The following is a 26,072-nucleotide window of genomic DNA, read 5'->3' as shown; positions in this document are numbered from 1 at the left end:
AGCAACCGAGCGGAAGACGGGACGCGGATGTCGGCGGCTCCCACTACTCTGACTGCATGACCACCACGCACATCGCAGATTCGCACGACCGCATCCGTGTGCGGGGCGCGCGCGAGCACAACCTGAAGAACGTCAGCGTCGACCTCCCCAAACGCCGCCTCACGGTGTTCACCGGCGTTTCCGGCTCCGGCAAGAGCTCCCTGGTGTTCGGCACGATCGCCGCAGAGTCCCAGCGCCTGATCAACGAGACCTACAGCGCGTTCGTGCAGGGTTTCATGCCGTCTCAGAGCCGACCCGATGTCGACGTGCTCGAAGGGCTGACCACCGCCATCATCGTCGATCAGGAGCGCATGGGGGCGAACCCGCGTTCGACGGTGGGCACGGCGACCGACGTGAACGCGATGCTCCGCATCGTCTTCTCGCGGCTCGGCAGCCCCCGCATCGGTTCACCCAACGCGTTCTCCTTCAACGTCGCCTCGATCAGCGGCGCTGGGGCGGTCACGATGGAGAAGGGCGGCAAGCAGGTGAAGGAGCGTCGCAGCTTCGAGATCCTCGGCGGCATGTGCCCCACCTGCGAAGGGCGAGGCTCCGTGAGCGACTTCGCCCTCGAAGAGCTCTACGACGCTGAGCTGTCGCTCGCCGCGGGCGCGCTGCAGGTGCCCGGCTTCAGCATGGACGGCTGGTACGGGCGCATCTTCGCGGCTCTGCTCCCGATGGATACTCCGATCCGGGATTTCACGGATGAGCAGATCCACCTCCTGCTCCACGAAGAGCCGCGCAAGATCAAGGCCGATGGTGTGAACGTCACTTATGAGGGGCTCATTCCGCGCATCCAGAAGTCGATGCTCTCGAAGGACCGCGAGGCCATGCAGCCGCACATTCGAGCGTTCGTGGATCGCGCGATCGTCTTCCGGGCGTGCCCCGAATGCGCTGGCACGCGCCTGAATGCGACCGCGCGCTCCTCGAAGATCTCGGGGAAGTCGATCGCCGATGTCTGCGCGATGCAGATCACCGATCTCGCGGAGTGGGTGCGCGGCATCGAAGACGCCGGCATCGCCCCGCTCGTGGAGAAGCTCGTCGAGACCCTCGACTCGTTCGTGCAGATCGGGCTCGGCTATCTGAGCCTCGACCGCCCGACCGGCACGCTCTCGGGAGGCGAGTCCCAGCGCACGAAGATGATTCGGCACCTCGGCTCCCCCATCACCGACGCGACCTACGTCTTCGACGAGCCGTCGATCGGCCTGCATCCGCACGACATCCAGCGCATGAATCAGCTGCTCCTCAAGCTGCGCGACAAGGGCAACACCGTGCTCGTCGTGGAGCACAAGCCGGAGATGATCGCGATCGCCGATCACGTCGTCGATCTCGGCCCTCGAGCGGGCATCGATGGGGGCGAGATCTGCTTCGAGGGCACGGTCGCGGCTCTGCGGGCATCGGGAACCCTGACCGGCACGCATCTCGACGATCGGGCGAAGCTCAAGGATTCAGTGCGCACCTCGAGCGCTGCACTGGAGATCAGGGGCGCTGATCGCCACAACCTGCGGGGCATCGATGTCGATGTGCCCCTCGGCGTGCTGTGCGCGGTCACCGGTGTCGCCGGTTCCGGCAAGAGCACGCTCATCGGCAACTACATCGCGAATCGAGACGACGTCGTCGCGGTCGACCAAGGGGCGATCAAGGGTTCTCGGCGTTCGAATCCGGCGACCTACACGGGCCTGCTGGATCCGGTGCGCACGGCATTCGCGAAAGCCAACGGCGTGAAGCCGGCGCTCTTCAGCGCGAACTCCGAGGGTGCCTGCCCGGAGTGCAAGGGCGCGGGGATCATCTTCACCGACTTGGGCATGATGGCGACGATGGAGAGCGTGTGCGAAGTGTGCGAGGGGAAGCGCTTCGCCGCCGCCGTGCTCGAGTACAGGTTCGGCGGCAAGAACATCGCCGAGGTGCTCGACCTGTCGATCGCGCAGGCGCAGCAGTTCTTCTCCGCCCCGGAGACGCGCATCCCGAAGGCGGCCAAGATTCTGGATCGCCTGGTGGACGTGGGTATCGGCTACATCAAGCTCGGCCAGCCGCTCTCGACCCTGTCGGGCGGCGAGCGGCAGCGACTCAAGCTCGCCATCCACATGCTCGACGAGGCAGACGTCTACGTGCTCGACGAGCCGACGACCGGGCTCCACCTCGCCGACGTCGAGCAGTTGCTCGCACTGCTCGACCGTCTCGTCGACGCCGGCAAGAGCGTGATCGTGATCGAGCACCACCAGGCCGTCATGGCGCACGCCGATTGGATCATCGACCTCGGGCCCGGCGCCGGGCAGCAAGGCGGCACCATCGTGTTCGAGGGAAGCCCAGCCGACCTCGTCGCATCACGCGCGACGCTCACCGGGGAGCACCTCGCAGAGTACGTGGCAGCGTGACGCGCGTCTCACGTGGCAGGCCCCGCGCCGCGGTCACACGTCACCGCGGCGCGGAGTCCAGCTCGTTCAGCGCCCGAATCAGTCGATAGAGATCCCCCACCGCACGACGCCGTGGGGTGAGCACGAGACGCGGCAGATCGAGCGCATCGTCGTCGGCGATCTCCGACGCGAGAGGCCCCGAGCGGGTGATCGCCCCCACCTCGCACAGACCCGAGAATCGCTCGTTCAGGTCATCGAGCTCCGCATCGCTCGGTTCGGCGCGCACCCGGAGCACGAGCTGTTCGCCCTGCCAGCGCAGCGAATCGTAGTTGCGCCAGAATCCGGTCACCTCCGCGATCGCCGCGTCGGGCGAATCGGTGACGAGCACGCGATCGAGATCGTCGACCGCGATGAGCCCGGAACCCGCGAGCTCTTCAGTGACGAAACGCGCGAATCCCTGCCAGTACGTGCCCCCGGCACGATCGAGCAGCACGATCGGCATCGGTTCCATCTTGCCGGTCTGCTGCAGCGTCAGCAGTTCGAAGGTCTCGTCCATCGTGCCGAACCCCCCTGGCAGGCAGATGAAGCCCCGCGACTCCTTCACCAGCATCAGCTTGCGCGTGAAGAAGTACTTCATCGCGATGCGGTGCCCGTCATCGGCGGCGACATCGAGCGGAGCCTCCTCGAACGGCAGACGGATCGAGATGCCGAGCGATCGCTCGGGTCCGGCTCCCGTCGCCGCCGCCTCCATGATCCCGGGGCCGGCTCCGGTCACCACCATCCAGCCCAACTCCGCGAGACCTCGGGCAGCGGCTTCGGCGCCGACCCAGAGGGGATCGTGAGACTGGGTGCGGGCCGATCCGAAAATCGTCACCTTGGGTACGCCGACGAAGGGAGCGAACAGTCGGAACGCCGCTCGCATCTCCTCGACCGCCGTCGCGGTGATCTTCAGATCCAGCCGCGTCGCACCGTCGGTGCCGAGCCCGATTCCCGTCGAGAGAATGCGACGGATCAACCCGCGGTGGGCCGAAGCGCCGGCATCGGCGATCACTGCATCGAGTCGTTCGCGCAGCTCCGCGGCCTGCACATCTTCTGAGTGTTGCTGGTTCCCGGTCGTCACGCTCACAGTCTACGAGCGCACCGCAGTAGGCTGGCCGCATGCCGAACCGGCGCGCCCATCTCTCCCCCCAGACCGCACACGGCGAGCTCGCGGCCGCCCTCGCCGCGCTCCGGACGGACAACGCCGTGCCGTCCGACTTTCCCGCTGACGCTCGTGCGGAGGCGAGCACCGCCGAGACGTCGGAGCCCGGTGAGGACCTCCGGCACATTCCGTTCGTCACGCTCGATCCCGCCGGTGCGAAGGACCTCGATCAGGCCTTCCACATCGAGCACCGCGACGACGGATTCCGCGTGCGCTACGCGATCGCCGACCTCCCGGGTTTCGTGAGACCGGGAGGCGCGCTCGACCGAGAGACACGGCGGCGCGGACAGACCCTGTACCTGCCGGACGGCCGTATTCCACTCCATCCCGCGGAGCTCAGCGAGGGCCGCGCCTCACTCCTTCCCGGCGCCGATCGTGTCGCGTACGTGTGGGAGCTCGACCTCGACGCGTCCGGCGCTGTCACGAGCGCCGACGTCGAACGCGCCCGCGTGCGTTCCCGAGCGCAACTCGACTACGCGACGGCGCAGACCGCGCTCGACGCTGGTACCGGCGGCCCGCTGCTCGAACTGCTGCGCGACGTCGGCCTGCTGCGCGCCGAGCACGAGCGCTCGCGCGGAGGTGCGAGCCTGAACATGCCGGATGAGGAGATCGTGCGGGAGCCCAACGGTTACCGCATCGTGCGGAGCTTCGCGCGTCCCATCGAGGAGTGGAACGCTCAGCTCTCGCTCCTCACCGGCATGGCTGCCGGTCGCATGATGCTCGATGCCGGCGTCGGGATCCTGCGCACGATGCCGGCGCCCGACGAGGCTGCGCTCACCGCGTTTCGTGCGCGGGTCGCCAGCCTCGGGCACCCCTGGCCCGCGGACACGACGTACGGCGAGTACCTGCAGCAGCTCGATCACGCGTCACCGACGACGCCCGGGGTGCTGCAAGCAGCAGCGTCGTTGTTCCGCGGCGCCGATTACACGCCGTTCGACGGCGTCGTCCCGGAGCAGACGATGCAAGCCGCGATCGCCGCGCCGTACGCCCACGTCACCGCTCCGCTCCGCCGCCTGGTGGACCGCTGGGGGCTCGTGATCTGCGCCGCGATCTGCGCGGATGAGCCGATTCCGGAGTGGGCCAGGGCGTCGCTCGACGAGTTGCCCGCGCTGATGCGCGCATCGAATCAGCTCGCCGGTCAGCTGGGATCGCAGGCGCTCGATCGCGTCGAAGCCGCGCTGCTGCGAGACCGCGTCGGAGAGGTGCTCCCCGCGATCGTGGTCGAAGTCCGAGGCGAGCGCGCCCGCGTGCAGCTCGACGACCCCGCGGTCACCGCGCAGGTCGCGTCTGCCGGATACACCGCCGGGACCCGAGTGGACGTGCGGGTCACCGCTGCGGACGTCGCGAGCGGCACGATCGAGCTCGCGCCGCTCACGGACGGTTCCGGCGATCGCCCCGCCGTCAGCGCCGCCTGAGGCGCTGGGCTAGGCGGTCACGACCTCTGGCGTCCCCGTCCCCTCGGAGGCCGGCATCTCGACAGCCAGACGATTCGCCTCGGCGATCAGTGTCGCGACGATCTCGTTCTCGGGCACGGTCTTAATGACCTCGCCCTTGACGAAGATCTGCCCCTTGCCGTTGCCGGAGGCGACGCCGAGGTCGGCTTCCCTCGCCTCGCCCGGCCCGTTCACCACGCATCCCATCACTGCGACCCTGAGCGGCACGCTCATGCCTTCCAGGCCCTTCGTGACCTCCTCTGCGAGCGTGTACACGTCGACCTGGGCGCGCCCGCACGAGGGGCACGAGACGATCTCGAGCTTGCGCTCGCGGAGGTTCAACGACTGCAGAATCTGCAACCCCACCTTCACCTCTTCGACGGGAGGCGCCGACAGGGAGACGCGGATCGTGTCGCCGATGCCCTCGGAGAGCAGAATGCCGAACGCCGTGGCGCTCTTGATGGTCCCCTGGAATGCGGGGCCCGCCTCGGTCACGCCGAGGTGCAACGGCCAGTCGCCGCGCTCGGCGAGCTGGCGGTAGGCCTTGACCATCACGATCGGATCGTTGTGCTTCACGGAGATCTTGAAGTCGTGGAAATCGTGCTCCTCGAACAGCGACGCCTCCCACACGGCGCTCTCGACCAAGGCCTCCGGGGTGGCCTTGCCGTACTTCTCGAGCAGCCGAGGGTCGAGGGAACCGGCGTTCACGCCGATGCGCAGTGAGACTCCGGCGGCTTTCGCGCGCCGAGCGATCTCGCCGACCTGATCGTCGAACTTGCGGATGTTGCCCGGGTTCACCCGCACCGCGGCGCACCCCGCATCGATGGCGGCGTACACGTAGTTCGGCTGGAAGTGGATGTCGGCGATGACCGGGATCTGGCTCTTCATCGCGATGATGGGCAGCGCCTCGGCATCGTCACGACTGGGGCAGGCGACCCGCACGATATCGCAGCCCGACGCGGTGAGCTCCGCGATCTGCTGCAGCGTCGCGTTGATGTCCGTGGTCGGCGTCGTCGTCATCGATTGCACCGAGACGGGAGCGCTCCCACCGACGGTCACCGACCCGACTTTGATGGCGCGCGACTGACGCCGCGGAGCGAGCACTTCGACGGTCTGCGGCATTCCCAAATTGACTGCTGGCACGGGCCGAGTCTACTCGCGCAGGCTGCGTGCCGGAGGCGAGTCCCACCGGCAGAGGCGTCGGAGCACCGCGGTCCGGCGCTACCCGAAGAGCGAGACCGGCTTGACGAGGTCGGCGTAGATGAGCAGCACGGTCATCGCGCCGAGCACAATGGCCACCGCCATCGTCACGGGCACCATCTTGGCGGTGTCCATCGGCCCGGGGTCCGGCTTCCGCCGCAGCCTGGCGATGCCGCGCTTCAACCATTCGTAGACCGCACCGACGACGTGGCCGCCGTCGAGCGGCAGGAGCGGCACGAGATTGAAGACGAAGAGCGCGACGTTCAGCGAGCCGAGCAGACCGATCATCGTCTGCGCACGGGCGGCGACCGGCGCGTCGTCGAGGCTGACGATCTCCCCGGCCATGCGGCCGACGCCCACGACGCTGATCGGCCCGTTCGGATCGCGCGCCTCGCTGCCGAACGCGGCGTTCCAGACGTCGACCATGCGTTCGGGCATGCGGATGATGATGCCGGCGACCCGCTGCACGTTCTCGCCGACGAACGCCGGCACGGCGGTGATCGGCTGCGCGACGTTCTCGTTCGCCGGAACCGCACCGATCATGCCGACCGATTCGGTCTGCACCGTGCCGTCGGCGCGCGTCACCGCGTTTCCGTCGGCGTCGGTGACCGTCCGCGTATTCACCACGGGCTCCAACGAGACGGTCTGCTCTGCGCCACCGCGCTCGATCTCCACGGAGAGCGATTCGCCCGGCGACTCTCCGATGATCGTGCGGAACTGATCCCAGCTGGTGATCCGCATCCCGTCGACCGAGATGACGCGATCACCCGGGCGCAGTCCGGCCGCGGCGGCCGGCGCGGCCGGATCATCGCTGCTGCACGAGGACGCATTGCTGTTCGCCGGCGCCAGGCACTCGTTGACCTGACCGAGCGTGGTGCTGTTCTGCGGCACACCGAACCCCACGAGCACGATCGCGAAGAACACGAACGCCAGCACGAGGTTCATCAGCGGCCCGCCCAGCATGATGATGATCTTCTTCCACGGGGGAAGCCGGTAGAAGGTGCGGTGATCCTCCCCAGAATCGATCGACTCGGCACTCGCCAGCCGAGCGTCTTCGACCACCGCCGCCATGCCTCGCTTGGGCTCGGCGTCGGGCTTGCCGAACGAGGCGCCCTCCTGCACGACCGAGTTCAAGAACCCCGTCGTCGACGGCCGCGCTGCCGCGCCGGGCTCCTCCGGCGGGTACATGCCCGACATCGCGATGTACCCGCCGAGCGGAATCATCTTCACGCCGTACTCGGTCTCGCCCCTGCGCTTCGACCAGATGGTGCGGCCGAACCCGAGCATGTACTGCGTCACCTTGACGCCGAAGAGCTTCGCAGGGATGAGGTGCCCGAATTCGTGCAGGCCGATCGACACGGCGAGACCGATCACGAAGATCAGAATGCCGAGCACGTAGAGCAGTACCTCAGTCACCCGCTCAGGCTACTGCGCACCGCTGGGGAGTTTCGGGGAAGCCGCAGGCCTTCTCAGGATCACCGTCGGTTGCAGCGCGGTTCGACGGCGGCGCGCGTCAGCGCCCGCGCGCGTCGATCGCCAGTTGCGCGCGCTCGCGCGCCCAGCGCTCGGCCTCGGCGAGGGACTCGAGCGTGAGCTGCGCCGGCGTCTCGTGCGCCTCGACCACCCGGCGCACGGTGTCGACGATGTCCAGGAACCCGATGCGACCGGCGTGGAAGGCGTCGACCGCCTCCTCGTTCACGGCGTTGTAGACCGCCGGATACGTGAGTCTGGCCCGACCGACCTCCTTGGCGAGGTCGACGGCTGGGAACGCGGCCGAATCGAGCGGCTCGAACTCCCACGCCGTCGCCGACCGCCAGTCGAGCGGAACTCCGACATTGCCCATGCGATCCGGCCATGACAGCCCCAGTGCGATGGGCAGCCGCATGTCCGGGGGCGAGGCCTGGGCGATGGTCGACCCGTCGATGAACTCCACCATGGAGTGCACCACCGATTGCGGGTGCACCACGACCTCGATATCGCCGTAGGAGACACCGAAGAGCAGGTGAGCCTCGATCACCTCGAGCCCCTTGTTCACCATCGTCGACGAGTTCGTCGTCACCACGCGGCCCATGTTCCAGGTGGGGTGCGTCATCGCCTCGGCGGGCGTCACATCGCGCAGCTGCTCACGTGTGCGACCCCGGAACGGCCCGCCAGACGCGGTCAGGATGAGGCGGCGCACCTCCTCGCGGCTGCCCGACCGCAGCGCCTGCGCGATCGCGGAGTGCTCGGAATCGACCGGAACGATCTGCCCGGGAGCCGCGAGCCCGGTCACCAGATCGCCGCCGACGATGAGCGATTCCTTGTTCGCGAGCGCGAGCGTGCGCCCCGCTTCGAGCGCGGCGATGGTGGGGCCGAGCCCGACGGAGCCGGTGATGCCGTTGAGCACGACATCCGCCTGCACGTCGCGGATGAGCTGCACCGCGGCGTCGGCGCCGAGACCGGTGTGCTCGACGTTGAACTCGTCCGCCTGCTCGCGCAGGCGATCCGCCTGGGTCCCTGCGATGAGGCCGGAGACCTGATACTTCGCAGGATGCTTGCGGATGACGTCGAGCGCCTGCTCGCCGATGGATCCGGTGGAACCGAGGACGATGACGCGCTTCATCGCTCCAGGCTACTCGGCGGGCGCGTCCGCGTGCACCGTGCCGAGGATGTCGAGTACGAAGACCATCACGTCGTCGCCCTGGTGCCCCTGCTGCTCCAGCGTTGCCGCACCGTAGCCGCCGTCCTCAGCCGGCACCACGGAGATGACCTGGGACCCGACCTTCTGGCCCTCGAGGGCTTTCTGGAATCCGCCGATGACCTGGGTCGTGAGGAAGTCGGTGGGCTCTCCGCGGCTCCAGCTCGAATCGAACTCCTCGCCGGTGCGCCAGATCACACCGCGGTAGTTCACGTATACGCGGTCTCCGGGCTGCACCTCTTCGCCATCGCCCTCGACGAGCGTGGCGATCTCGAGCTTGTCGGGTGCCTCGAGGCCGTCCGGGACGGTGATCGTCGGCTCGCCGTCCTCGGCGACCTTAACCGTCGGGAACCCGTCGGGCGCGGTGACCTTCTTGCCCTCCGCCTTGGAGAGCAGCTCATCGCTCTTCAGCGTTCCCGGCTCGCCCGTCGCAGCGGCAGCGTCGCCCGCATCGGTGATCTCCCCGAACTCCATCACGATGACGAGCGAGTCGTCGGCGGTGATGTTCTCGAGACCGGTCTGCTCGGGCGGCGTCTCGCCGAAGACGTCGGCGTACGGAGCGGCGAGCGCGATCTGCTCGCCGGCCGTGGCGCACCGCAGACCGTCGTACGCCCACTCGGCGAGCCCCGATCTCTCGACCGGGATCGCGCTCGCGGGAAGCTGCTGCAGCGCCGACCCGTCGGCACCGTTGAAGAGGGTCATCGAGGTGAGCACCGACTGCCCCTCCTCGACGACGTCCCCCTCGCCTTCCTCCAGCACGGAGCGCTGCATCTTGTCCGCCTCCACCGGGGTGTCCGAGGTGAGTTCGAGATCCTCGCCGACCGAACCGGAGACCTTCACACTGGAGCTGGCCGAACCGGAAGCGAGGCAATCGGTGCCGGAAGCATCGGCGCTCGCCGATCCGCCGCCGCTCGAGCAGCCGACCAGGAGCAGTGCGCCAACGAGGGCGGCGGGGGCGATGGCGCGCGTCAGTTTCACGGTGATAGGAGTCCTTCGAGTCGCGAGGAGCCGCGTCAGTTCCGATGCACAGGGAGGTGCGGTGGGCGCGCGGCCATGAATGCGTTTCGAGTATGGCGCATTGCGCTGCCCGGCGGCTGGGAGGCTTCCGACCTTCGCCTGTGATCGCGAGCCGACGCGCAGACGCCGCGCTTCACCGACGGCTGGCGAGCGCGGCGGCGTACAGCTCCCGCGATGAGAGTCCGGTGGCCTCGGCCACGGCCCGTGTCGCGTCCTTGAGACGCTCTCCCGCCTGCACTCTGGCCTGCACCTCGACGAGCGCCGATTCGGGCGATGCAGCGCTCGAAGCCGCGCCGCTCACCACCACGACGATCTCTCCTCGCACCCCGTCTGCTGCCCAGGCGGCGAGCTCGCGCAGACCTCCCCGCCGCACCTCCTCGTGCAGCTTCGTGAGCTCGCGGCAGACCGCCGCGGCGCGATCATCCCCGAACGCGTCGGCGAGGTCGCCGAGCGACGCCGCGAGCCGGCTGGGCGATTCGAAGAAGACCAGCGTTCGCCGTTCGGCGGCGAGTGCGCGGACGGCACGCACCCGCTCGCCGGATTTGCGGGGCAGGAATCCTTCGAAGGCGAAACGATCGGTCGGGAGGCCGGCTACGGCGAGCGCCGTGATGACCGCGCTCGGGCCGGGGATCGCACTGACGGGGACCCCGCGCTCGGCGGCCAGTTGCACCACTCGGAACCCGGGGTCGGAAACGGTCGGCATGCCGGCGTCGCTCACCAGCACGATGTCTTCAGTCTGCGCGCGTTCGACGAGCGCTGCCGCCCGCTCGTGCTCGTTGTGATCGTGCAGCGCGATGAGTTCCGGTCGATTCTCGATTCCGAGGAGACGGAGCAGCTGAGCGGTGTGACGCGTGTCCTCCGCGGCCACGACGGTCGCTTCCTCGAAGGTGCTGCGGAGCCGCGCGGAGGCGTCACCGAGGTTTCCGATCGGCGTCGCCGCGAGAAGGATCATGCCTCAATCGTATGCGCGCGCGTCACCTGGCGGGTGCGGCGGGTGCGGCGCCCTGGCCTGGGCCTGCTGACAGAATGAATCCATGACCGATCCACAGCAGCCACTGCCAGCACCGCCCCACCCCTACGCCGAATCGGGCTCGGCATCGCGGCGACGCGGCAACGGCAACCTCTCGATCGCAGCCATGGCGCTCGGTCTCGCCGCTCTGGTCACGGTGATCGTCTCCGCGTTCTACTTCGGTCTCGGTGCGATTCTCGGAGCGCTGCTCGCCGTCGCAGCGGTGGTGCTCGGCATCGTCGGTGTGATCTCCCGCAGCCGCCGTGCTCCGGCGGTCGTCGGGCTCGCCTCCGGAGCGCTCGCGCTGCTCGTCGCGCTGGTGCTGGGCGTGGTGTCGGCCGTGACTCTCGCGGGCTCGATCGCCGCCCCGTCCGGCTCCCATTCCGGCGCCCCCGGCGCTGCAGACGAGCCACAGGGTTCGGAGGATCCGATGTCGTGGCCAGAGAACATGGCCACGGGAGGCATCGTGTTCGATCAGGACGGCGTGGTCCGATCCGAGATTCCGAGCAGCGGCGCCCCCGAACCGCAGGAGGCAGGAGCCGAGGCGCACGCCGTTCGCGTGTACGTCGATTACCGCTGCCCCTCCTGCTCCGTCTTCGAGACCACGAACGGGGAAACGCTCGAGCGGCTGATGGAGAGCGGCCAGGCATCGGTCGAGATCACTCCGCTGACATTCCTCGATCGCATCTCCCCAGACCAGTACTCGTCGCGCGCCTCGGCCGCCATGGCGTGCGTGGCGGAAGCGCAGCCGGAAGCCGCATGGAAGGTGCACCGCCACCTGTTCGATCCGGCGGTGCAGCCGGCGGAGACGACCGGCGGACTCGACAACGGTGCGTTGATCGACGCGGTCGACGAGGCGGCGGGCGGCGCGAACGACGACGTGCGATCATGCATCGAGTCAGAGCGGTTCGTGCCCTTCGCCCAGGCGCTCAACGAGTGGGTGTTCGACAATCCCGTGCCGGGCGCTGAGGATCCGCAGCTCGCCGTGACCGGCACGCCGTTCGTCGTCGTCGACGGCGTTCCCTTCACGGGCTCCCCCGGTGACGCGCAGGCGTTCACCGATTTCCTCGCCGAGCAGGAAGTCGCCGTGGGATCCGTCTCGTAACGAGCTGCTAGACTCGGCCGGCTATGCATCAGACGAGCGAGCACCCGGTCCCTGACACGTCGCCCCGCGGGGTCACGCTCCTGAGTCGAACCGGGAAGCTGTACTACCCGCTCGCCCTCGTCTCGCGTCTGCCGTTCGCGATGATGGTGATCGGCGTGCTCACCCTCGTCGTCTCCGCGCGCGGCTCCGTTGAACTCGGCGGTCTCAACTCCGCGATGGTCGGGCTGGGCGTCGCCTGCGTCGGGCCCCTCATCGGCGCGGCGGCAGACCGATACGGGCAGCGGCCAACACTGCTCATCGCCGCCATCGCGAACAGCGCACTGCTCGGCGCCCTGGCCTGGATCGCGTTCAGCCCGCTGTCGACGTGGGTGCTGTTCCTCGGATCATTCCTCGCCGGCGCCACGGTGCCGCAGACGTCGCCGATGTCGCGTTCGAGGCTCGTCGCGATCGTCGCGCACGATCTGCCGGCGCAGCGGCGGCCGAGGGTGCTGTCGAACGTGCTCGCCTACGAGTCGGCCGCCGACGAGGTCATCTTCGTGTTCGGCCCGGTGATCGTCGGCGTGCTCGCCACCACGATCGGCGCGTGGGCGCCGATCGTGGGCGCTGCCGTGCTCACGCTGCTCTTCGTCACCGCCTTCGCTCTGCACCGGACGAGCGCGCCAGCGCAATCGCCGGAGCAGCGCGCGGCAGTGCTCGTTCCCGCGTCGGAACTCGCACGACCCGCGCTCCTCGTGACGGTGTTCGGCATCGTGACCGTTGGGTTGTTCTTCGGCTCGATGCTCACGTCGCTCACGTCGTTCATGCAGGATCGCGGCGACCCCGAGAGTGCCGGCCTGATCTACGGGGCGATGGGCGTGGGCTCCGCGATCTTCGCCATCGGGGTCGCGGCGCTTCCCCCGCGCTTCTCGCTCCGCGCCCGGTGGCCCGTGTTCGCGGTCTGCATCGTGGCTGGCGCCGTGCTGCTGCAGTGGTCGCACGACGTGCCCTCGATTCTGCTCAGCCTGGCGATCATGGGCATCGGCGTCGGGCCGCTCCTCGTGACGCTCTACAGTTTCGGCGCCGCACGCAGTCCCATCGGCCGCTCGGCGACCGTCATGACGATGCTCGGCTCCGGACTCATGGTGGGCCAGTCGGCTGCCGCCGCCCTGACCGGCGTCGTCGCGACCGATCTCGGCACGCGCGCGGCGCTCGTGCTGCCGCTCGCGGCCGCCGTGCTGGCGCTCGCGGCCGGCGCGATCAACTGGTGGCTGAGCGGAGCGGACGATCGCGCCGGGCACGGTCCGAACACTGCGCCGGTGACGCTCGACGCGGAATAGCGCAGTGCCCGGCGGCGTTGCACTGCAGGCCGGTACCGCCACCCCGAGAGGTGGAAGAATGGAGAACATGCCTGACCTCGCGCTGCATCCCGCGCTCACCCCCGCAGACGTCGCGCTGCTGCGCGCGGAATTCCCGTACTTCGTCGCGCAAGACGCGCTCGAGTTCGCTCCCGCCTACCTCGATTCCGCCGCCACGTCGCAGCGCCCGGGCCGGGTGCTCGACGCCGAACGCCGGTTCGTCGAGTCGTCGAACGCCGCCGTGCACCGCGGCACCAGCGGCGCGGTCGGAGCCGCCACCGAGGCGTTCGAGGGTGCTCGCGCCGCCGTGGCGTCCTTCGTGGGAGCGGAGGCGCCCGAGCAGATCGTGTGGGCGGAGAACGCGACCGACGCGCTGAACCTCGTCGCCACCGGCATCGGCGAGGCGAACGCCGGTCTCGGCGTCTCCGGCAGTGAGCGCTTCCGACTCGAACCCGGTGATGAGATCCTGATCACCGAAGCCGAGCACCACGCGAACCTCATTCCCTGGCAGCGGCTCGCGAAGCGAACGGGAGCGAGCCTGCGGTACATTCCGGTGCGGGCGGACGGCACCTGGACCATCGACGACGCGCGCGCCGCAGTGACCGAGCGCACCAGGGTGTTCGCATTCGCGCACATCTCGAATGTGACCGGCTACGTCGCACCCGTCGCGGAGCTCGTCGAGCTCGCGCACGCGGTCGGGGCGGTCACCGTGCTCGACGCCTGCCAGTCGGTGCCCCACATCCCCGTGGACTTCACCGCGCTCGGCGTCGACTTCGCAGCGTTCTCCGGGCACAAGATGTTCGGTCCGAACGGCATCGGAGTGCTCTACGGGCGCCCGGAGATGCTCGACGCACTGCCGCCGGCACGAACCGGCGGCTCCGCGATCACGAAGGTCACGATGGAGTCAGCGCAGTTCATGCCGGCTCCGCAGCGTTTCGAGCCGGGAACGCAGCCGGTTTCACAAGCGGTCGGCATGGGCGCAGCGGTCTCCTTCTTGAACGCGATCGGCATGAGCCGCGCAGCCGCACGCGAGCACGAACTCGTCGAGCGGCTGGTCGCCGGCATCCTGGAAACGCCGGGTCTGCACCTGCTGGGGCCGGCCGATACGGCGCAGCGCGTGACACTGGCCGCAGTCTCGGTCGAGGGCGTGCATGCCCACGATGTGGGGCAGTATCTCGACGAGCAGGGGGTGCGGGTGCGCGTCGGGCACCACTGCGCCCAGCCGCTGCATCGCGCGCTCGGCCTGACGTCGAGTACGCGCGCAAGCGTGCACGTCACCACGACCGAAGACGAAGTCGATCGTTTCGTCGACGCGCTCCGCGGCGCTCAGCGGTATTTCGGGGCGGAGGTTTCGGCATGAGTGCACTGGACGGGTTGTACCAGGAGGTGATCCTCGATCACTCCAAGCGACCGATCGGCAAGGGCGAACTCGAGGCGGATGCGGCCGCGTTGACCGCGTCGCACCATGAGTTCAATCCGAGCTGCGGCGACGAGATCGATCTGTCGATCTCAGTCGACCCCGAGACCCGCCTCATCCGACAGGTGGCGTGGCAGGGTCAGGGGTGCTCCATCTCGATGGCATCGGCCTCCATCCTGTCGCAGCTCGTGCGCGACGACGCCCTCACCGTCGACGAGGCTCGGACGCGCATCGACGCATTCCGGGAGATGATCCAGGCGCGCGGCGAAGGCGATCCCGACGAGGAACTGCTCGGCGACGCGGTCGCGCTTCAGGGCGTCTCCAAGTTCGTCATGCGGATCAAGTGCGCGATGCTCGGCTGGGTGGCTCTCGAGGCCGACCTCAAGCAGGTCGAGGCGCAGCGCTCCTAGCTTCCGCAGCTCCTCCGACGCGCGTCACGAGATTCGACAGTTCGGCGCCGGGCGCGGTGACGCGGTCGGCGACCTCGCGGATCACCGCCTGCAGCGCGGCGCAGGCGCGCGTGGGAGCCATGTCGACGCGGCGCGCGATGCTCACGGTGCGCGAGAGCGCCGCGTCAGCGAGTGGAGCCGTGCGCAGCATCGGGCGGTCCGCCGCCACCATCGCTGGCACCACGGCGACGCCGATCCCTCGACCGGCGAAGCTCAGCGCCGCGTCCATCTCCGCTCCCTCGACCGCGACGAGCGGGGTCACTCCGCGTGCGCGGAACGCGGCGTCCACCGTGACCCTGAGATCGTAGTTCTCCGGAAACACGACCTGCGGTACTCGCGCGAGCTCCTCGAGTTCGACGGGACGGTCGGGGTCCTCCGAACCGGTTTCGTCGCGGCCGAACGGATCCGGCCGGGTCGGATCCGACACCACGACGAGACGCTCGCTGAGAATCTGCTCGCGTTCGAGCACCGCACGCGCCGCTCCGGACGACACGCTCGTCACGATCAATGCAAGATCGAGTGCTCCCTCGACGAGCGCGGCGATGAGGCTCCGCGAGCCCCGCTCCAGAATCTCGATCTCGATGCCCGGGTAGCGGTCGCGGAACGCGGCGAGCACATCGGCGACGAGGCTCGTGCAGAGCGTCGGTGTCGCGCCGAGCCGTATGCGCCCGCGTCGCAGCTCGGCGAGATCCGTCATCTCGTGGCGCGCGGTCTCGGCGTCGGCGAGCATCCGCCGCGCGATCGGCAGGAGCCGCTCCCCTGCTGGGGTCAGAGCGACGTTGCCGCGGACGCGGTGCAGCAGTTCGACGCCGAGATCCGCTTCCAGGGTGGAGATCTGCCTGCTGAGCGATGGTTGGGCCAGGTGGAGCCGCTCGGCGGCGCGGGTGAAGTGCCCGAGCTGCGCGATCTCGACGAAGCCACGGAGCTGTTCGAGGTTCATTTTCATAGCGTAAACGCATCTTGGTGATCAGGTCTATTCATTGGAGTAATCGATCGGCCGGTCATAGCGTGATGAGCATGAATCGCATCTCTCCCACCCCCGCCCAGGGAGCTGCTCGCAACGAGCGCCTCCTCTCCACCTCGGTACTCGTCATCGGCACCGGCGGAGCCGGACTCCGCGCGTCCATCGAACTCGCGGAGCGCGGCGTCCAGGTGCTCGCCGTCGGGAAGCGGCGCGCGCACGACGCGCACACGACCCTCGCCGCAGGCGGCATCAACGCCGCCCTCGGCACGATGGATCCCGAGGACAGCTGGGAACAGCACGCCGCCGACACTCTCCGCGAATCGTACTTCCTCGCCGACCCCGCGATCGTCGAGACGGTCACCCGCAACGCCGCGCGCGGCATCGAGGATCTGGAGCGCTGGGGCATGCCGTTCGCCCGCGAGGACGACGGCCGCATCAGCCAGCGCTTCTTCGGCGCGCACAAGTATCGCCGCACCGCGTACGCCGGCGATTACACCGGCCTGGAGATTCAGCGCACCCTGATGCGGCGCGCAGCCGAACTGCGCGTCTCGATCGTGGATACGGTGTACATCACGCGCCTGCTCGTCGCCGACGGACGCATCTTCGGCGCCTACGGGTTCGACATCGTCGACGGAGCCCCGGTGGTCATCCACGCCGACGCCGTGATCCTGGCGGCGGGCGGCCACACGCGCATCTGGCGCAACACCTCCTCCCGGCGCGATGAGAACACCGGCGATTCGTTCCGACTCGCCGCGCTCGCCGGCGGAAAGATCCGCGACGCAGAACTCGTGCAGTTCCATCCCTCCGGCATCCTCGAGCCCGCCGACGCCGCCGGGACGCTGGTCTCGGAAGCGGCTCGAGGAGAGGGCGGGATCCTGCGCAACGCGCTCGGAGAGCGCTTCATGGAGCGCTACGACCCGGAACGCATGGAGCTCTCGACCCGGGACCGCGTCGCTCTCGCGAGCTACACCGAGATCTCTGAGGGCCGCGGCACCACCAACGGCGGCGTCTTCCTCGACGTCTCGCATCTTCCGCGCGAGCAGATCCTCTCGAAGCTGCCACGGGTGTACCGCACGCTGATCGATCTGCAGATGCTCGACATCACCGAGGAGCCGATCGAGATCGCGCCCACCGCCCATTACTCGATGGGCGGGGTGTGGGTCACGCCCGACACGCACAGCACCGGGGTCGCGGGACTCTACGCGATCGGTGAGGCGTCGAGCGGCCTGCACGGCGCGAATCGCCTCGGCGGCAACTCCCTCATCGAGTTGCTCGTGTACGGCCGCATTACCGGCTCCGATGCCGCGGACTACGTGTCGGGGCTCACCGAGATCCGCCGCGACCCGGCCGCCGTCGCCGAGGCGCGCGCGGAGATGCAGAACCTGCTGGAGGGAGCGGGGAGCGCCGATAAGAGCACCGAGAGCCCGCGTCGGCTCCAGCGCGCTCTGCGAGACATCATGACCGAGCACGTCGGCGTCGTGCGCAGCGAGGCCGGTCTCACGACCGCACTCGGAAAGCTGGAAGCGTTGCAGGAGCGCGTGGCGCGGGTCACGGCGCATCCGGACATCGCGGGATTCGACGACCTCGCTCATGCCTTCGATCTGTACGGGTCGATGCTCGCCGCACGGGCGACGATCGAATGCGCGCGCGAGCGTCGGGAGACCCGCGGCTGCCACAACCGCTCCGATTACACCGAGCAGGATCCGTCTCTGCGGGGGAACTTCGTCTGGACGCCGGATCGCGGTGCCGTATTCGAGCCGCTCCCGGAGGCGCCGGCGGCCTTCCGCGATCTCGCGCTCGCCGCCACTGACGACACCGTTCAGGGCAAGCTCGTCGAGTAGCCGGGGCGGTCAGTCCCGCAGCACGAGTTCCGCGCGGCGGTGGTCAGAGCGATGCGGAGTCCCGCTCACACCGCCGCGTGGAAACGAAATCGCGGTGCTCCGCGCCGAGTTCTGTGCATAACCGTTCGTCGTGCGGCGCAGCATCGGAGGATCGGATCATGACCGAACGCGAATCCGACCCCCGCCCCGTCATCCGATGCTCTGGCACCGCAGACTTCCTCGCGGCCCTGCCCTATCTCACCGGGTTCACCGCCACCGACAGCCTGTTCGTGATCTGTTTCATCGGCGCACGCTCCGGCCCTGCGGTCCGCATCGACCTCCCTCGCAGTGACGATCCCGGCGATGCACTCGCAATCCTCGATCTCATGAGCGAGCTCGCGCACGATCTCTCCGCGATGCACGAGCACCCGGTCGCGGTGGCCGTCGTCATCGTCAGCAACGCGTCGTTCGACGTGACGGGCCCTCCCCCATGGCAACGACTGGCGCGGCGCATCGAGCGCCGCCTCCGTCGCGACGGCGTCGAGATCCGAGAACTCTGCCTACTCGCTGCAGATGGATGGCTGAGCTTCCTCGACCCGCGTCCGCCACTGGCAGGGCGACCCCTCAGCGAGATCGCGGAGAGCCCCGTCATCCGCGGCCCGCTCCGACAGATCGAGGCACCGGTCGAACTCCAACGGCTCGGAGAGATTCCGACCGCCGATCCCGCGCGTGCCGCGGCACTGGCGCGCGCGCTCGAACACCATCCTCCCTCCGATTTCCCGGGTTCGGAGCGCGTCCCCCCGCTGCGCTCCGAGTCCGGGAGCACCTCCGATTCGTACTTCGCCTGGATCTCCGAAGCCGCGGAGTCGACCCGCGATCTGTGCGCCGACGGCCCGCTGAGCAGTGACGCTGCGGCGCGCCTGGTCCGCAACAGTGCGCATTCCGATCGCTGGCTGATCATCGCACTGGGACTCCTCACCCGTCCTGAGTTCCCTCTCGAACTCGCCGCGGAACTGCCCATCGGCAGATTCACCGGCGTGCCGGTGGAACTCGAGATCGATCTCCCACCGCTCACCGACGAACCGGCCGCGGGGCTCCGAACGGAGTGCCGCGCGAACACCTCGGCCGGGCGAGAACGCACACGCGTCGCCGCATCGGATTGGTCCATCTTCCGCATCCTCGACGGTGCGTGCCCAGAGTTCACCGAGCACGGCCGCCTGCGCGGGGTGCTCGCCCGACTGCGAGAGACGATGAGCGAGACGCCGGAGCCCCTCAGACCCGGCATGCTCGCACTGAGCGCGTGGCTCTGGTGGTTGCAGGGCAATCAGTCGGTGGCACGCCGCCAGGCGCATGAGGCTCTCGCCATCGATGCTGGGCATGAGCTCGCCACCATGGTGCACCGGTTGACGACGAAACCGCTGTATCGGAGACTCACTGCGACCCGTTCCACGAGCCTCGGCGGTGCGCAGCAGACGCAGTCTCGGCGCGCAGCACCTCGATGATGCGGTCGATCGCGGCCGCGGTCACGGGCCCGGCGAGCGTGAATCGGATGCCGGTCTGCGCGAGTTCGGCGGAGAATCCGAGTGCGAGCAGCACCGGAGACGGGTCATCCGATCCCGCAGCACATGCCGAACCAGAGGACACCGCGAACCCGGCGGCGTCGAGGGCCACCAGGAGCGACTCTCCGCTCACCCCGTCGACGACGAACGACGCGTGCCCCGGCAGTCGCTCTGCGCGATCGCCCGTGAGACGGGCTCCCGGCACGTCCGCGAGCACGCGTTCGATCAGCGCTTCGCGCGACTCGATCAGCGCCACGCCCTGCGAGCCGATCTCCGCACTGGCTGCGCGCACCGCAGCGGCGAAGCCCGCGAGCGCCGGTCCGTTCTCGGTGCCGGCTCGGCGCCCCTGCTCCTGCCCGCCGCCGTGGAGCAGCGGTTCCACGGCGAGACCGGATCGCACGAGCAGCGCCCCGGTTCCCTGCGGCCCGCCGAACTTGTGGCCCGCGATCGTCATCGCATCGATACCGGGTCCCGGCCAGGCGGCTCCTGAGACGCCGAGGGTCGCGGACCCGAAGCGCACCGGCAAGGAGGCAGCGGCCTGCACGGCGTCCGTGTGCAGGAGCACCCCGCTGGCGTGCACGATCTGCGCGATCCGCGGCAGATCCTGCACTGTACCCACCTCCGCATTCGCGAGCCCCACCGACACGAGCGCCGTGTCTGAGCGCACGAGCGCTGCGACCGACGAGGCACTCACGCGTCCGACCTCGTCCACCTCTGCGAAGTCGAGCGAGAAGCCGAAGACGCGCTCCAGATACCGGCAGCTCTCGATCACCGACGGATGCTCGATCGGCGTGGTGACCAGGTGCCGACCGCGAGGGTTCGCGAGTGCGAGCCCGATGATCGCGAGGTTGTTGGCCTCGGTACCGCCCGACGTGAAGATCACCTCGGACGGACGCGCAGCGAATGCCGTCGCGATGTCAGACCGTGCCGCATCGATCCGTGAACGGGCACGATGACCGGCCTGGTGCACGCTCGAGGCGTTCGCCGCGCCGTCGTCGAGCGCATCGATCATCGCGGCCCGCGCCTCAGGCCGCAGCGGCGCCGTCGCTGCGGCGTCGAGATACCCGTCGGCACTCGAGCCGAGGCGCGGCGCTCCCCCGCTCATGCGCGGTGCTCCCAGCTCATGCGCGGCGCTCAATCCGCATCGAGACCCAGATCCAACGCGCGAGCACCGTGCGTCAGCTGCCCGACTGAGATGACATCGACTCCCGTCTCCGCGATCGAGGCCACCGTCTCGAGCGACACCCCTCCGCTCGCCTCCGCGACGACGCTGCCCGCAATCCGCTGCACCGCCATGCTCAGATCGTCGAGCGGGAAGTTGTCGAGCAGCACCCCCGTGATGTCGGCGGCGAGCACCGCATCGAGCTGATCCAGCCGGTCGACCTCGACGATGATCGCGGTCGTGTGCCCGGCTCGCTCCCGCAGAAGCCGCAACGCGCGCGTCGTCGTCGCGGTGTCGAATGCGCCGAGGGCTGCAAGGTGATTGTCCTTCACCATGATCGCGTCGGAGAGACTGAAGCGGTGGTTCACACCGCCCCCGGCGCGGACCGCATGCTTCTCGAGAGCGCGCAGACCCGGCGTCGTCTTGCGGGTGTCGGCGATGCGCGCAGACGTGTGCGCGACGGCCGTCACGAAGCGCGAGGTGAGCGTCGCCACACCGCAGAGCCGCTGAGCGAAGTTCAACGCCACGCGCTCGCCGGTCAGCACGCCTCTGGCGGGGCCGGCAACGCGGGCGAGTACCTCTCCGGCGGCGAACACCGCACCGTCCTCCACGAGATCCGTGATCTCGATGCGCGCATCCGCCTGCCGAAAGGTCTCGCGCACCATCGCCCCGCCCGCGAACACACCCGATTCGCGGGCCACCAGGCGTGTTGAAATGCCGAGATCGGCGGGGATCGCGAGTTCGGCGGTCAGGTCGCCCCACGGAGCGTCTTCCGCGAGAGCGGCGCGAACCGCGGTATCGACGATGGACTGCGTCAGCATACGGAAACGCTCCTCTGTTGGGTCAGTTGTCGGGGGCGTGACGGTGCGGGCGGGCTCGGCGGCGGTGCCGTGCCGAACTCGATGCGAAACGCGCGTCGGCGGGAGAGGGCTGGATCGACGTCTGGAAAATCCGATCGCACGTGCGCCCCGCGCGTCTCCCTGCGGGCCGCCGCAGCACAGCAGATCATGGTCGCGAGCCGCGCTGCATCCCCCGCACCGCGCTCGAACACCCGCGCTGCGAGCGCGAGCCCGGAGCCGTTCCGCTCGATTCCCAGGTGGGCGCCCAGCGCCCGTGAGACCTCCAGCTCGAGCGCCCCGGTGTGCCGCGGCTCGCCGTCACCGACGACGCACCTGTCCGCATCGAGCACCAGTCGCCCGAGAGCGCTGCCGCTTTCGAGCCACTCGTCCTGCCGACCTCGGTATCCCGCCGCAGCCGCTCCCGCGCGGCCGCCGAACACCAGACCTTCGAGCAACGAGTTCGAAGCGAGTCGATTCGCACCGTGCACGCCCGTCGAGGCGGCCTCGCCCGCGACGAACAGCCCCGGCACACTGCTGCGGCCCGAGGTATCGCTCGCCACCCCGCCCATCGTGTAGTGCGCGGCAGGCGCGACCGGTACCGGCTCACGAGCCCAATCGTGCCCACGCGCTGCGAGCGCCCGCGAAATCGCGGGAAATCGGCGCCGCAGCGCTCCCGAGCCCTCACGATGCTCGATCGGGGTGGCGTCGAGCCACACCTCAGCAGCACCTGCGCGATGCATGGCGCGGTGCGTCTCCAGCGAGACCACATCACGCGGCGCGAGCTCAGCACGCGGGTGACGCCCGAGCATGAACCGTTCGCCCCGAGCGTCGCGCAGCACCGCCCCGGCACCCCGGACCGCCTCCGAGATCAGCAGGCCTCGGCCGTTCTGCCCCTCTGCGAGCACCGTGGGATGGAACTGGACGAACTCCAGGTCGGCGACCACCGCCCCCGCACGAGCGGCGAGCACGATGCCCGAACCGCGCGCTCCAGGGTGATTCGAGCTCATCGGGTACAGCGAGGCGTAGCCCCCGGTTGCGAGCACCACGGCATCGGCGGAGAGGCTCGCTTCAGCTCCGTCGGCATCGCGCACCGTCGCCCCGGTCACCGCGCCGGCCTCGCTGAGGAGCCCGGTGACGGTCGTTCGCTCGCGCACGACGAGGGCGCCGTTGAGCGATCCGTTCCGACGTCCGGGCACGGAGTCCAGCACGCGACCCACGAGGTGCGCATGCAGCACCGCTCCGGTACGATCGCCGCCCGCGTGCACGATGCGATTTCTCGAGTGCGCCGCCTCGAGGCCGAGGGCCAGGCCCCCGTCGCTCCCCCGGTCGGCGGCGAAGCCCTCCGCGAGCAGTCCGCGCACCAGCCGCGCCCCGTCGCGCACGAGCACGTCCGCGGCGGCACGATCGGTCAGTCCCGCTCCGGCCCGCAACGTATCCGCCAGGTGGTCGGCCGCGCGATCCTCAATGCCGATCGCGGCGGCGATCCCGCCCTGCGCCAGTGGGGTGTTCCCGAGCACCCGTTCGCGCCCATCGGACGATCCGTTGCCCGTTCCGAGCTCCCCCGCCGCGACGATCATCACATCGGCTCCTGCATGCACCGCGGCGAGCGCCGCGCACAGACCGGCGACTCCCGATCCGATGACGAGGATCACGGCTTCGCGGCGAGCATGCGCTCGAGTGCGACGCGGGAGTCATCGGCGACGCCGTCCGGCACGCTGATGCGATTCGGCGTCGAGCCGTCGAGCAACGCCTCGAGGGTCCATGCGAGGTACGCCGGATGGATGCGGTACATCGTGGAGCACGGGCACACGACGGGGTCGAGGCAGAAGATCGTCAGGTCCGGTCGCTGCTGCTGCAATCGGTTCACCAGGTTGATCTCGGTACCGACAGCGATCACGCTGCCCGGAGCGGCATGCTCGATCTCCCGTCTGATGTACTCCGTCGAGCCGGCACCATCGGCCGCTTCGACGACCGAGGCCGGGCACTCGGGGTGCACGATGACGCGCACATCGGGGTATTCGGCGCGCGCGCGCTCGATCTGCGCAACGGTGAAGCGCTTGTGCACGGAGCAGAACCCGTTCCACAGGATCACGCGCGCATCTCGCACCTGCTGCTCCGTGTTGCCTCCGAGCGGCAGATGCGGCCGCCACAGCGGCATCTCCGCCTCGTCGATCCCCATGGCCTTCGCCGTGTTGCGGCCGAGGTGCTGGTCCGGGAAGAAGACGACCCGCTGCCCCCGTTCGAAGGCCCATTCGAGCACGGCGCGAGCGTTCGACGACGTGCAGACGATCCCTCCGTTGCGACCGCAGAACGCCTTGATCGCCGCCGATGAGTTCATGTACGTCACGGGAATGACGGTGCGCCGTCCGTCCTCCGCCGTCGTGCCGAGGGCGGCCATCAGGTCGCGCCAGCACGCTTCGACCTGGTCGATCGTGGCCATGTCCGCCATCGAGCACCCCGCTGCGAGGTTCGGCAGGATCACCGCCTGGTCGCGCCCGGAGAGGATGTCGGCGGTCTCGGCCATGAAATGCACTCCGCAGAAGACGAAGGCTTCGGCCTCCGGGCTCGATTTCGCCGCTTGCGCGAGCATGAACGAGTCACCGACGAAGTCGGCGTACTGCACGATCTCGTCGCGCTGATAGAAGTGTCCCAGGATCTGCACGCGCGGACCCAGGGCCTCGCGCGCGGCGGTGATCCAGTCGGCCAGCTGATCGTCGCTCGCCGCGGTGTATCGCTCGGGAAGCGGGCCCTGGCGCGGGGAGTGCTCGGGAACCGGATCGATCGTCGACGCACCGGGACCGTACCCGGGCGCCCGGTCGACCTGCCAGGGATCCTGCGAGAGGTCCGAATCGCAACTCGACGACCCGGTCGCACGGAGAGCGATCGGTCGGCGATGGGATCGGGCTGCGGGAGACGTCGGCGCTGATGCCGGCCGCATCTCGCGCTCTCGCTCTGCGGCCTCGCTGATGAGCTCGTAGACGCTGGTCATGCTGGCCTCCGGGGTTGCGGGCGTGCATCCGGAAACTCCGGTGCCGCCTCGTTCGAGAATCGGTACAGTCGAGCGGGCCGGTGCGGTGAGCCGGTCTCACGCTCTCCGGTGTCGATGAGCGCGCCCCGCGCGAGGATCTGTCGCCTGAAGTTCGCCGGATCGACGGCGTACCCGAGCACGGCCTCGTGCACGGCGCGCAACTGGCCGATGGTGAACACGGGTCCCAGAAAGCGGTGGGCGACGGCTGCATACTCTGTCTTGCTTCGCAACCGGGCGAGCGCGTAGTCGGTGATCGCGGAATGGTCGAAGGCGAGGTCGGGCAGCGCATCGGCGGAGCACCAGGCGACGTTGGCATCGGCGCGGCCGCTCTCATCGATCGCAGCTCCGATCTCGGCGCGCGGGGGATCGGCGCGCGGAGGATCGACGCGCGGGTCATCCCATCTCCGCCCGCCCGCCTGCTCTGCGGTCGATGCACCCGTGGAACCGCCCTCGGCGCCGCCGGGCACCGCAGTCGAGAGATCGTCTTCGCCGAGCATCGCCCAGTACGCGATGGTGACGAGGCGCTGCGCATCGGCCGACCGCTCGACTCCGCCGAACGCGTAGAGCTGTTCCAGGTACCCCGGAGTGCACTGCGCCGCCGCACGGATCGAACGCAGTGCCGTGTCGGCGAGGGTCTCGTCCCAGCGCGTCGGACCGCCCGGGAGCGCCCAGCGTCCGAGATACGGTGCGCGCGTGCGGCGCACGAGCGGGATCCAGAGCGTGGCGCTCGTCTCCCCTGCCGCGTCGTGCCGCACCCCCTCTTCGACGACCAACGCGCCCGACGGCGGGTTGAGCGCGAAAGCCACGGTGGAGACCGCAACGGCAGGCGGGAGATAGGGGCGTTCGCTCGCGCTGACATCCGCGAAATCCACGTCGACCTCCCTCTCCGCCATACCCTCAACCGGACCAGGTTAGAGTCAATGTGACTTTAAGCAGCATACGCGCACATCGGGAGCTGTCAAGATGCGAGTACAGATCCTTCGCCGAAAGTAACGATTACGCAGCCAGGCCTCGCGTGATCGCGAACCGTGGGATAGGCTCAACGGGTAAGACCAGTAATGCCGAACGTAGGGATTCTCCAGCACGTTTTATTTGCCGCTGAAATGCAGCAAGCTACCAGTCTCCACGTCGGCGCCGTCGCCGTGGCACCCCGGCCGCTCTCGCGGCCAGCAACACAAGAAGGAAATACAGTATGGCCACCGGCACCGTGAAATGGTTCAACTCGGAAAAGGGCTTCGGCTTCATTACCCCCGACGACGGAGCATCCGACGTCTTCGCGCACTTCAGCGCGATCTCGGGTAACGGCCGTCGCGACCTGTTCGAAGAGCAGCGCGTCGAGTTCGACGTCGAGCAGGGCCCCAAGGGCCTGCAGGCAAGCAACATCCGCGCACTCTAAGTCGCGCGACTGAACGAGGTGCAGGGCTCACGCCCTGCACCTCGTTTTTTTGTATGTAGCGCACACTCGCCT

The 26,072-nt window shown here is 69.0% G+C and carries 21 protein-coding genes; 9 read left to right on the top strand and 12 right to left on the bottom strand.

Annotated elements, in window-relative coordinates:
- Positions 1-56 precede the first annotated feature (56 nt).
- Positions 57-2,411 carry an ATP-binding cassette domain-containing protein gene (locus tag ABFX18_RS01445; RefSeq protein ID WP_346057134.1) on the top strand — a complete coding sequence of 785 codons (2,355 nt, stop codon included), beginning with the start codon at positions 57-59 and terminating at the stop codon, positions 2,409-2,411.
- Between the two features lie 40 nt (positions 2,412-2,451).
- Here the strand turns inward: ABFX18_RS01445 and ABFX18_RS01440 are convergent, their stop codons facing one another.
- Positions 2,452-3,510, bottom strand: a complete 1,059-nt coding sequence (locus tag ABFX18_RS01440; RefSeq protein WP_346057133.1) for an LOG family protein — start codon at positions 3,508-3,510, stop codon at positions 2,452-2,454.
- A gap of 38 nt (positions 3,511-3,548) precedes the next feature.
- Here ABFX18_RS01440 and ABFX18_RS01435 point away from each other — a divergent pair, with 38 nt between their 5' ends.
- The gene (locus ABFX18_RS01435; protein ID WP_346057132.1) at positions 3,549-5,006 is read left to right on the top strand and encodes an RNB domain-containing ribonuclease; all 1,458 of its coding nucleotides are present in this window, start codon (positions 3,549-3,551) and stop codon (positions 5,004-5,006) included.
- A 9-nt stretch (positions 5,007-5,015) separates the two neighbouring features.
- Here ABFX18_RS01435 and ispG read toward each other — a convergent pair whose 3' ends face one another.
- The 5 genes from ispG to rsmI form a co-directional block, all read right to left on the bottom strand.
- On the bottom strand, positions 5,016-6,146 hold the full coding sequence (ispG, locus tag ABFX18_RS01430; RefSeq protein WP_346057152.1) for a flavodoxin-dependent (E)-4-hydroxy-3-methylbut-2-enyl-diphosphate synthase: 1,131 nt from the start codon (positions 6,144-6,146) through the stop codon (positions 5,016-5,018).
- 99 nt (positions 6,147-6,245) lie between these two features.
- Positions 6,246-7,640, bottom strand: coding sequence for a M50 family metallopeptidase (locus ABFX18_RS01425; RefSeq protein ID WP_346057131.1), 1,395 nt, complete (start codon positions 7,638-7,640; stop codon positions 6,246-6,248).
- 97 nt (positions 7,641-7,737) lie between these two features.
- A complete protein-coding gene (dxr, locus tag ABFX18_RS01420) occupies positions 7,738-8,826 on the bottom strand; it encodes a 1-deoxy-D-xylulose-5-phosphate reductoisomerase (protein WP_346057130.1) in 1,089 nt (362 codons plus the stop codon).
- 9 nt (positions 8,827-8,835) lie between these two features.
- Positions 8,836-9,879 carry an FKBP-type peptidyl-prolyl cis-trans isomerase gene (locus tag ABFX18_RS01415; protein WP_346057129.1) on the bottom strand — a complete coding sequence of 348 codons (1,044 nt, stop codon included), beginning with the start codon at positions 9,877-9,879 and terminating at the stop codon, positions 8,836-8,838.
- Between the two features lie 172 nt (positions 9,880-10,051).
- Complete coding sequence (gene rsmI, locus ABFX18_RS01410; protein ID WP_211648773.1) at positions 10,052-10,870, bottom strand: 16S rRNA (cytidine(1402)-2'-O)-methyltransferase; 819 nt, start codon at positions 10,868-10,870, stop codon at positions 10,052-10,054.
- Between the two features lie 82 nt (positions 10,871-10,952).
- Here rsmI and ABFX18_RS01405 point away from each other — a divergent pair, with 82 nt between their 5' ends.
- From ABFX18_RS01405 to sufU, 4 genes are read left to right on the top strand one after another with little or no spacing between them, the layout of a single operon-like run.
- A complete protein-coding gene (locus ABFX18_RS01405) occupies positions 10,953-12,032 on the top strand; it encodes a DsbA family protein (protein WP_346057128.1) in 1,080 nt (359 codons plus the stop codon).
- A 23-nt stretch (positions 12,033-12,055) separates the two neighbouring features.
- Positions 12,056-13,348 (top strand): MFS transporter, encoded by a 1,293-nt coding sequence (locus ABFX18_RS01400; RefSeq protein WP_346057127.1) that lies wholly within the window; start codon positions 12,056-12,058, stop codon positions 13,346-13,348.
- A gap of 58 nt (positions 13,349-13,406) precedes the next feature.
- Complete coding sequence (locus ABFX18_RS01395; RefSeq protein ID WP_346057126.1) at positions 13,407-14,726, top strand: aminotransferase class V-fold PLP-dependent enzyme; 1,320 nt, start codon at positions 13,407-13,409, stop codon at positions 14,724-14,726.
- Positions 14,723-15,193, top strand: coding sequence for a Fe-S cluster assembly sulfur transfer protein SufU (gene sufU, locus ABFX18_RS01390; RefSeq protein WP_090150664.1), 471 nt, complete (start codon positions 14,723-14,725; stop codon positions 15,191-15,193). Before ABFX18_RS01395 ends, sufU begins: the two co-directional genes overlap by 4 nt.
- On the opposite strand, the gene ABFX18_RS01385 is transcribed toward sufU, so the two are convergent.
- On the bottom strand, positions 15,165-16,172 hold the full coding sequence (locus ABFX18_RS01385) for a LysR family transcriptional regulator (protein ID WP_090150667.1): 1,008 nt from the start codon (positions 16,170-16,172) through the stop codon (positions 15,165-15,167). The two genes, sufU and ABFX18_RS01385, sit on opposite strands and share 29 nt — an antisense overlap.
- A gap of 77 nt (positions 16,173-16,249) precedes the next feature.
- Between ABFX18_RS01385 and ABFX18_RS01380 the strand changes: the two genes are divergently transcribed.
- Positions 16,250-18,037 carry an FAD-binding protein gene (locus ABFX18_RS01380; protein ID WP_346057125.1) on the top strand — a complete coding sequence of 596 codons (1,788 nt, stop codon included), beginning with the start codon at positions 16,250-16,252 and terminating at the stop codon, positions 18,035-18,037.
- A 158-nt stretch (positions 18,038-18,195) separates the two neighbouring features.
- Positions 18,196-19,518 (top strand): DUF4192 family protein, encoded by a 1,323-nt coding sequence (locus tag ABFX18_RS01375; RefSeq protein ID WP_346057124.1) that lies wholly within the window; start codon positions 18,196-18,198, stop codon positions 19,516-19,518.
- Here ABFX18_RS01375 and ABFX18_RS01370 read toward each other — a convergent pair.
- The 5 genes from ABFX18_RS01370 to ABFX18_RS01350 are packed head-to-tail and all read right to left on the bottom strand — an operon-like array spanning position 19,448 to position 25,476.
- Positions 19,448-20,680 carry a cysteine desulfurase family protein gene (locus tag ABFX18_RS01370; RefSeq protein WP_346057123.1) on the bottom strand — a complete coding sequence of 411 codons (1,233 nt, stop codon included), beginning with the start codon at positions 20,678-20,680 and terminating at the stop codon, positions 19,448-19,450. The two genes, ABFX18_RS01375 and ABFX18_RS01370, sit on opposite strands and share 71 nt — an antisense overlap.
- A gap of 29 nt (positions 20,681-20,709) precedes the next feature.
- Positions 20,710-21,558: a carboxylating nicotinate-nucleotide diphosphorylase gene (gene nadC, locus ABFX18_RS01365; RefSeq protein ID WP_346057122.1), complete on the bottom strand. Its 849-nt coding sequence runs from the start codon at positions 21,556-21,558 to the stop codon at positions 20,710-20,712.
- Positions 21,552-23,228 carry an L-aspartate oxidase gene (locus ABFX18_RS01360; protein ID WP_346057121.1) on the bottom strand — a complete coding sequence of 559 codons (1,677 nt, stop codon included), beginning with the start codon at positions 23,226-23,228 and terminating at the stop codon, positions 21,552-21,554. Before ABFX18_RS01360 ends, nadC begins: the two co-directional genes overlap by 7 nt.
- Entirely contained in the window at positions 23,225-24,565 is a 1,341-nt protein-coding gene (nadA, locus tag ABFX18_RS01355) for a quinolinate synthase NadA (RefSeq protein WP_346057120.1), read from the bottom strand. Before nadA ends, ABFX18_RS01360 begins: the two co-directional genes overlap by 4 nt.
- On the bottom strand, positions 24,562-25,476 hold the full coding sequence (locus tag ABFX18_RS01350) for an NUDIX domain-containing protein (RefSeq protein WP_346057119.1): 915 nt from the start codon (positions 25,474-25,476) through the stop codon (positions 24,562-24,564). Before ABFX18_RS01350 ends, nadA begins: the two co-directional genes overlap by 4 nt.
- A gap of 320 nt (positions 25,477-25,796) precedes the next feature.
- On the opposite strand from ABFX18_RS01350, the gene ABFX18_RS01345 reads away from it, so the two are divergent.
- Complete coding sequence (locus tag ABFX18_RS01345; RefSeq protein ID WP_090150682.1) at positions 25,797-26,000, top strand: cold-shock protein; 204 nt, start codon at positions 25,797-25,799, stop codon at positions 25,998-26,000.
- The last annotated feature ends 72 nt before the right edge of the window (positions 26,001-26,072 follow it).

The organism is Leucobacter alluvii (assembly GCF_039530485.1).
Taxonomy (GTDB): domain Bacteria; phylum Actinomycetota; class Actinomycetes; order Actinomycetales; family Microbacteriaceae; genus Leucobacter; species Leucobacter alluvii.
This window is presented reverse-complemented; position numbering and strand designations above follow the sequence as displayed.

Excerpts from the sequence above, each read along its gene's own strand:
- ABFX18_RS01445 (WP_346057134.1), top strand. The coding sequence starts at position 57 with ATGACCACCACGCACATCGCAGATTCGCACGACCGCATCCGTGTGCGG.
- dxr (WP_346057130.1), bottom strand. The coding sequence starts at position 8,826 with ATGAAGCGCGTCATCGTCCTCGGTTCCACCGGATCCATCGGCGAGCAG.
- ABFX18_RS01380 (WP_346057125.1), top strand. The coding sequence starts at position 16,250 with ATGAATCGCATCTCTCCCACCCCCGCCCAGGGAGCTGCTCGCAACGAG.
- nadA (WP_346057120.1), bottom strand. The coding sequence starts at position 24,565 with ATGACCAGCGTCTACGAGCTCATCAGCGAGGCCGCAGAGCGAGAGCGC.
- sufU (WP_090150664.1), top strand. The coding sequence starts at position 14,723 with ATGAGTGCACTGGACGGGTTGTACCAGGAGGTGATCCTCGATCACTCC.
- ABFX18_RS01400 (WP_346057127.1), top strand. The coding sequence starts at position 12,056 with ATGCATCAGACGAGCGAGCACCCGGTCCCTGACACGTCGCCCCGCGGG.
- ABFX18_RS01370 (WP_346057123.1), bottom strand. The coding sequence starts at position 20,680 with ATGAGCGGGGGAGCGCCGCGCCTCGGCTCGAGTGCCGACGGGTATCTC.
- nadC (WP_346057122.1), bottom strand. The coding sequence starts at position 21,558 with ATGCTGACGCAGTCCATCGTCGATACCGCGGTTCGCGCCGCTCTCGCG.
- ABFX18_RS01385 (WP_090150667.1), bottom strand. The coding sequence starts at position 16,172 with ATGAACCTCGAACAGCTCCGTGGCTTCGTCGAGATCGCGCAGCTCGGG.
- ABFX18_RS01345 (WP_090150682.1), top strand. The coding sequence starts at position 25,797 with ATGGCCACCGGCACCGTGAAATGGTTCAACTCGGAAAAGGGCTTCGGC.
- ispG (WP_346057152.1), bottom strand. The coding sequence starts at position 6,146 with ATGCCGCAGACCGTCGAAGTGCTCGCTCCGCGGCGTCAGTCGCGCGCC.
- ABFX18_RS01405 (WP_346057128.1), top strand. The coding sequence starts at position 10,953 with ATGACCGATCCACAGCAGCCACTGCCAGCACCGCCCCACCCCTACGCC.
- ABFX18_RS01435 (WP_346057132.1), top strand. The coding sequence starts at position 3,549 with ATGCCGAACCGGCGCGCCCATCTCTCCCCCCAGACCGCACACGGCGAG.
- ABFX18_RS01395 (WP_346057126.1), top strand. The coding sequence starts at position 13,407 with ATGGAGAACATGCCTGACCTCGCGCTGCATCCCGCGCTCACCCCCGCA.
- rsmI (WP_211648773.1), bottom strand. The coding sequence starts at position 10,870 with ATGATCCTTCTCGCGGCGACGCCGATCGGAAACCTCGGTGACGCCTCC.
- ABFX18_RS01375 (WP_346057124.1), top strand. The coding sequence starts at position 18,196 with ATGACCGAACGCGAATCCGACCCCCGCCCCGTCATCCGATGCTCTGGC.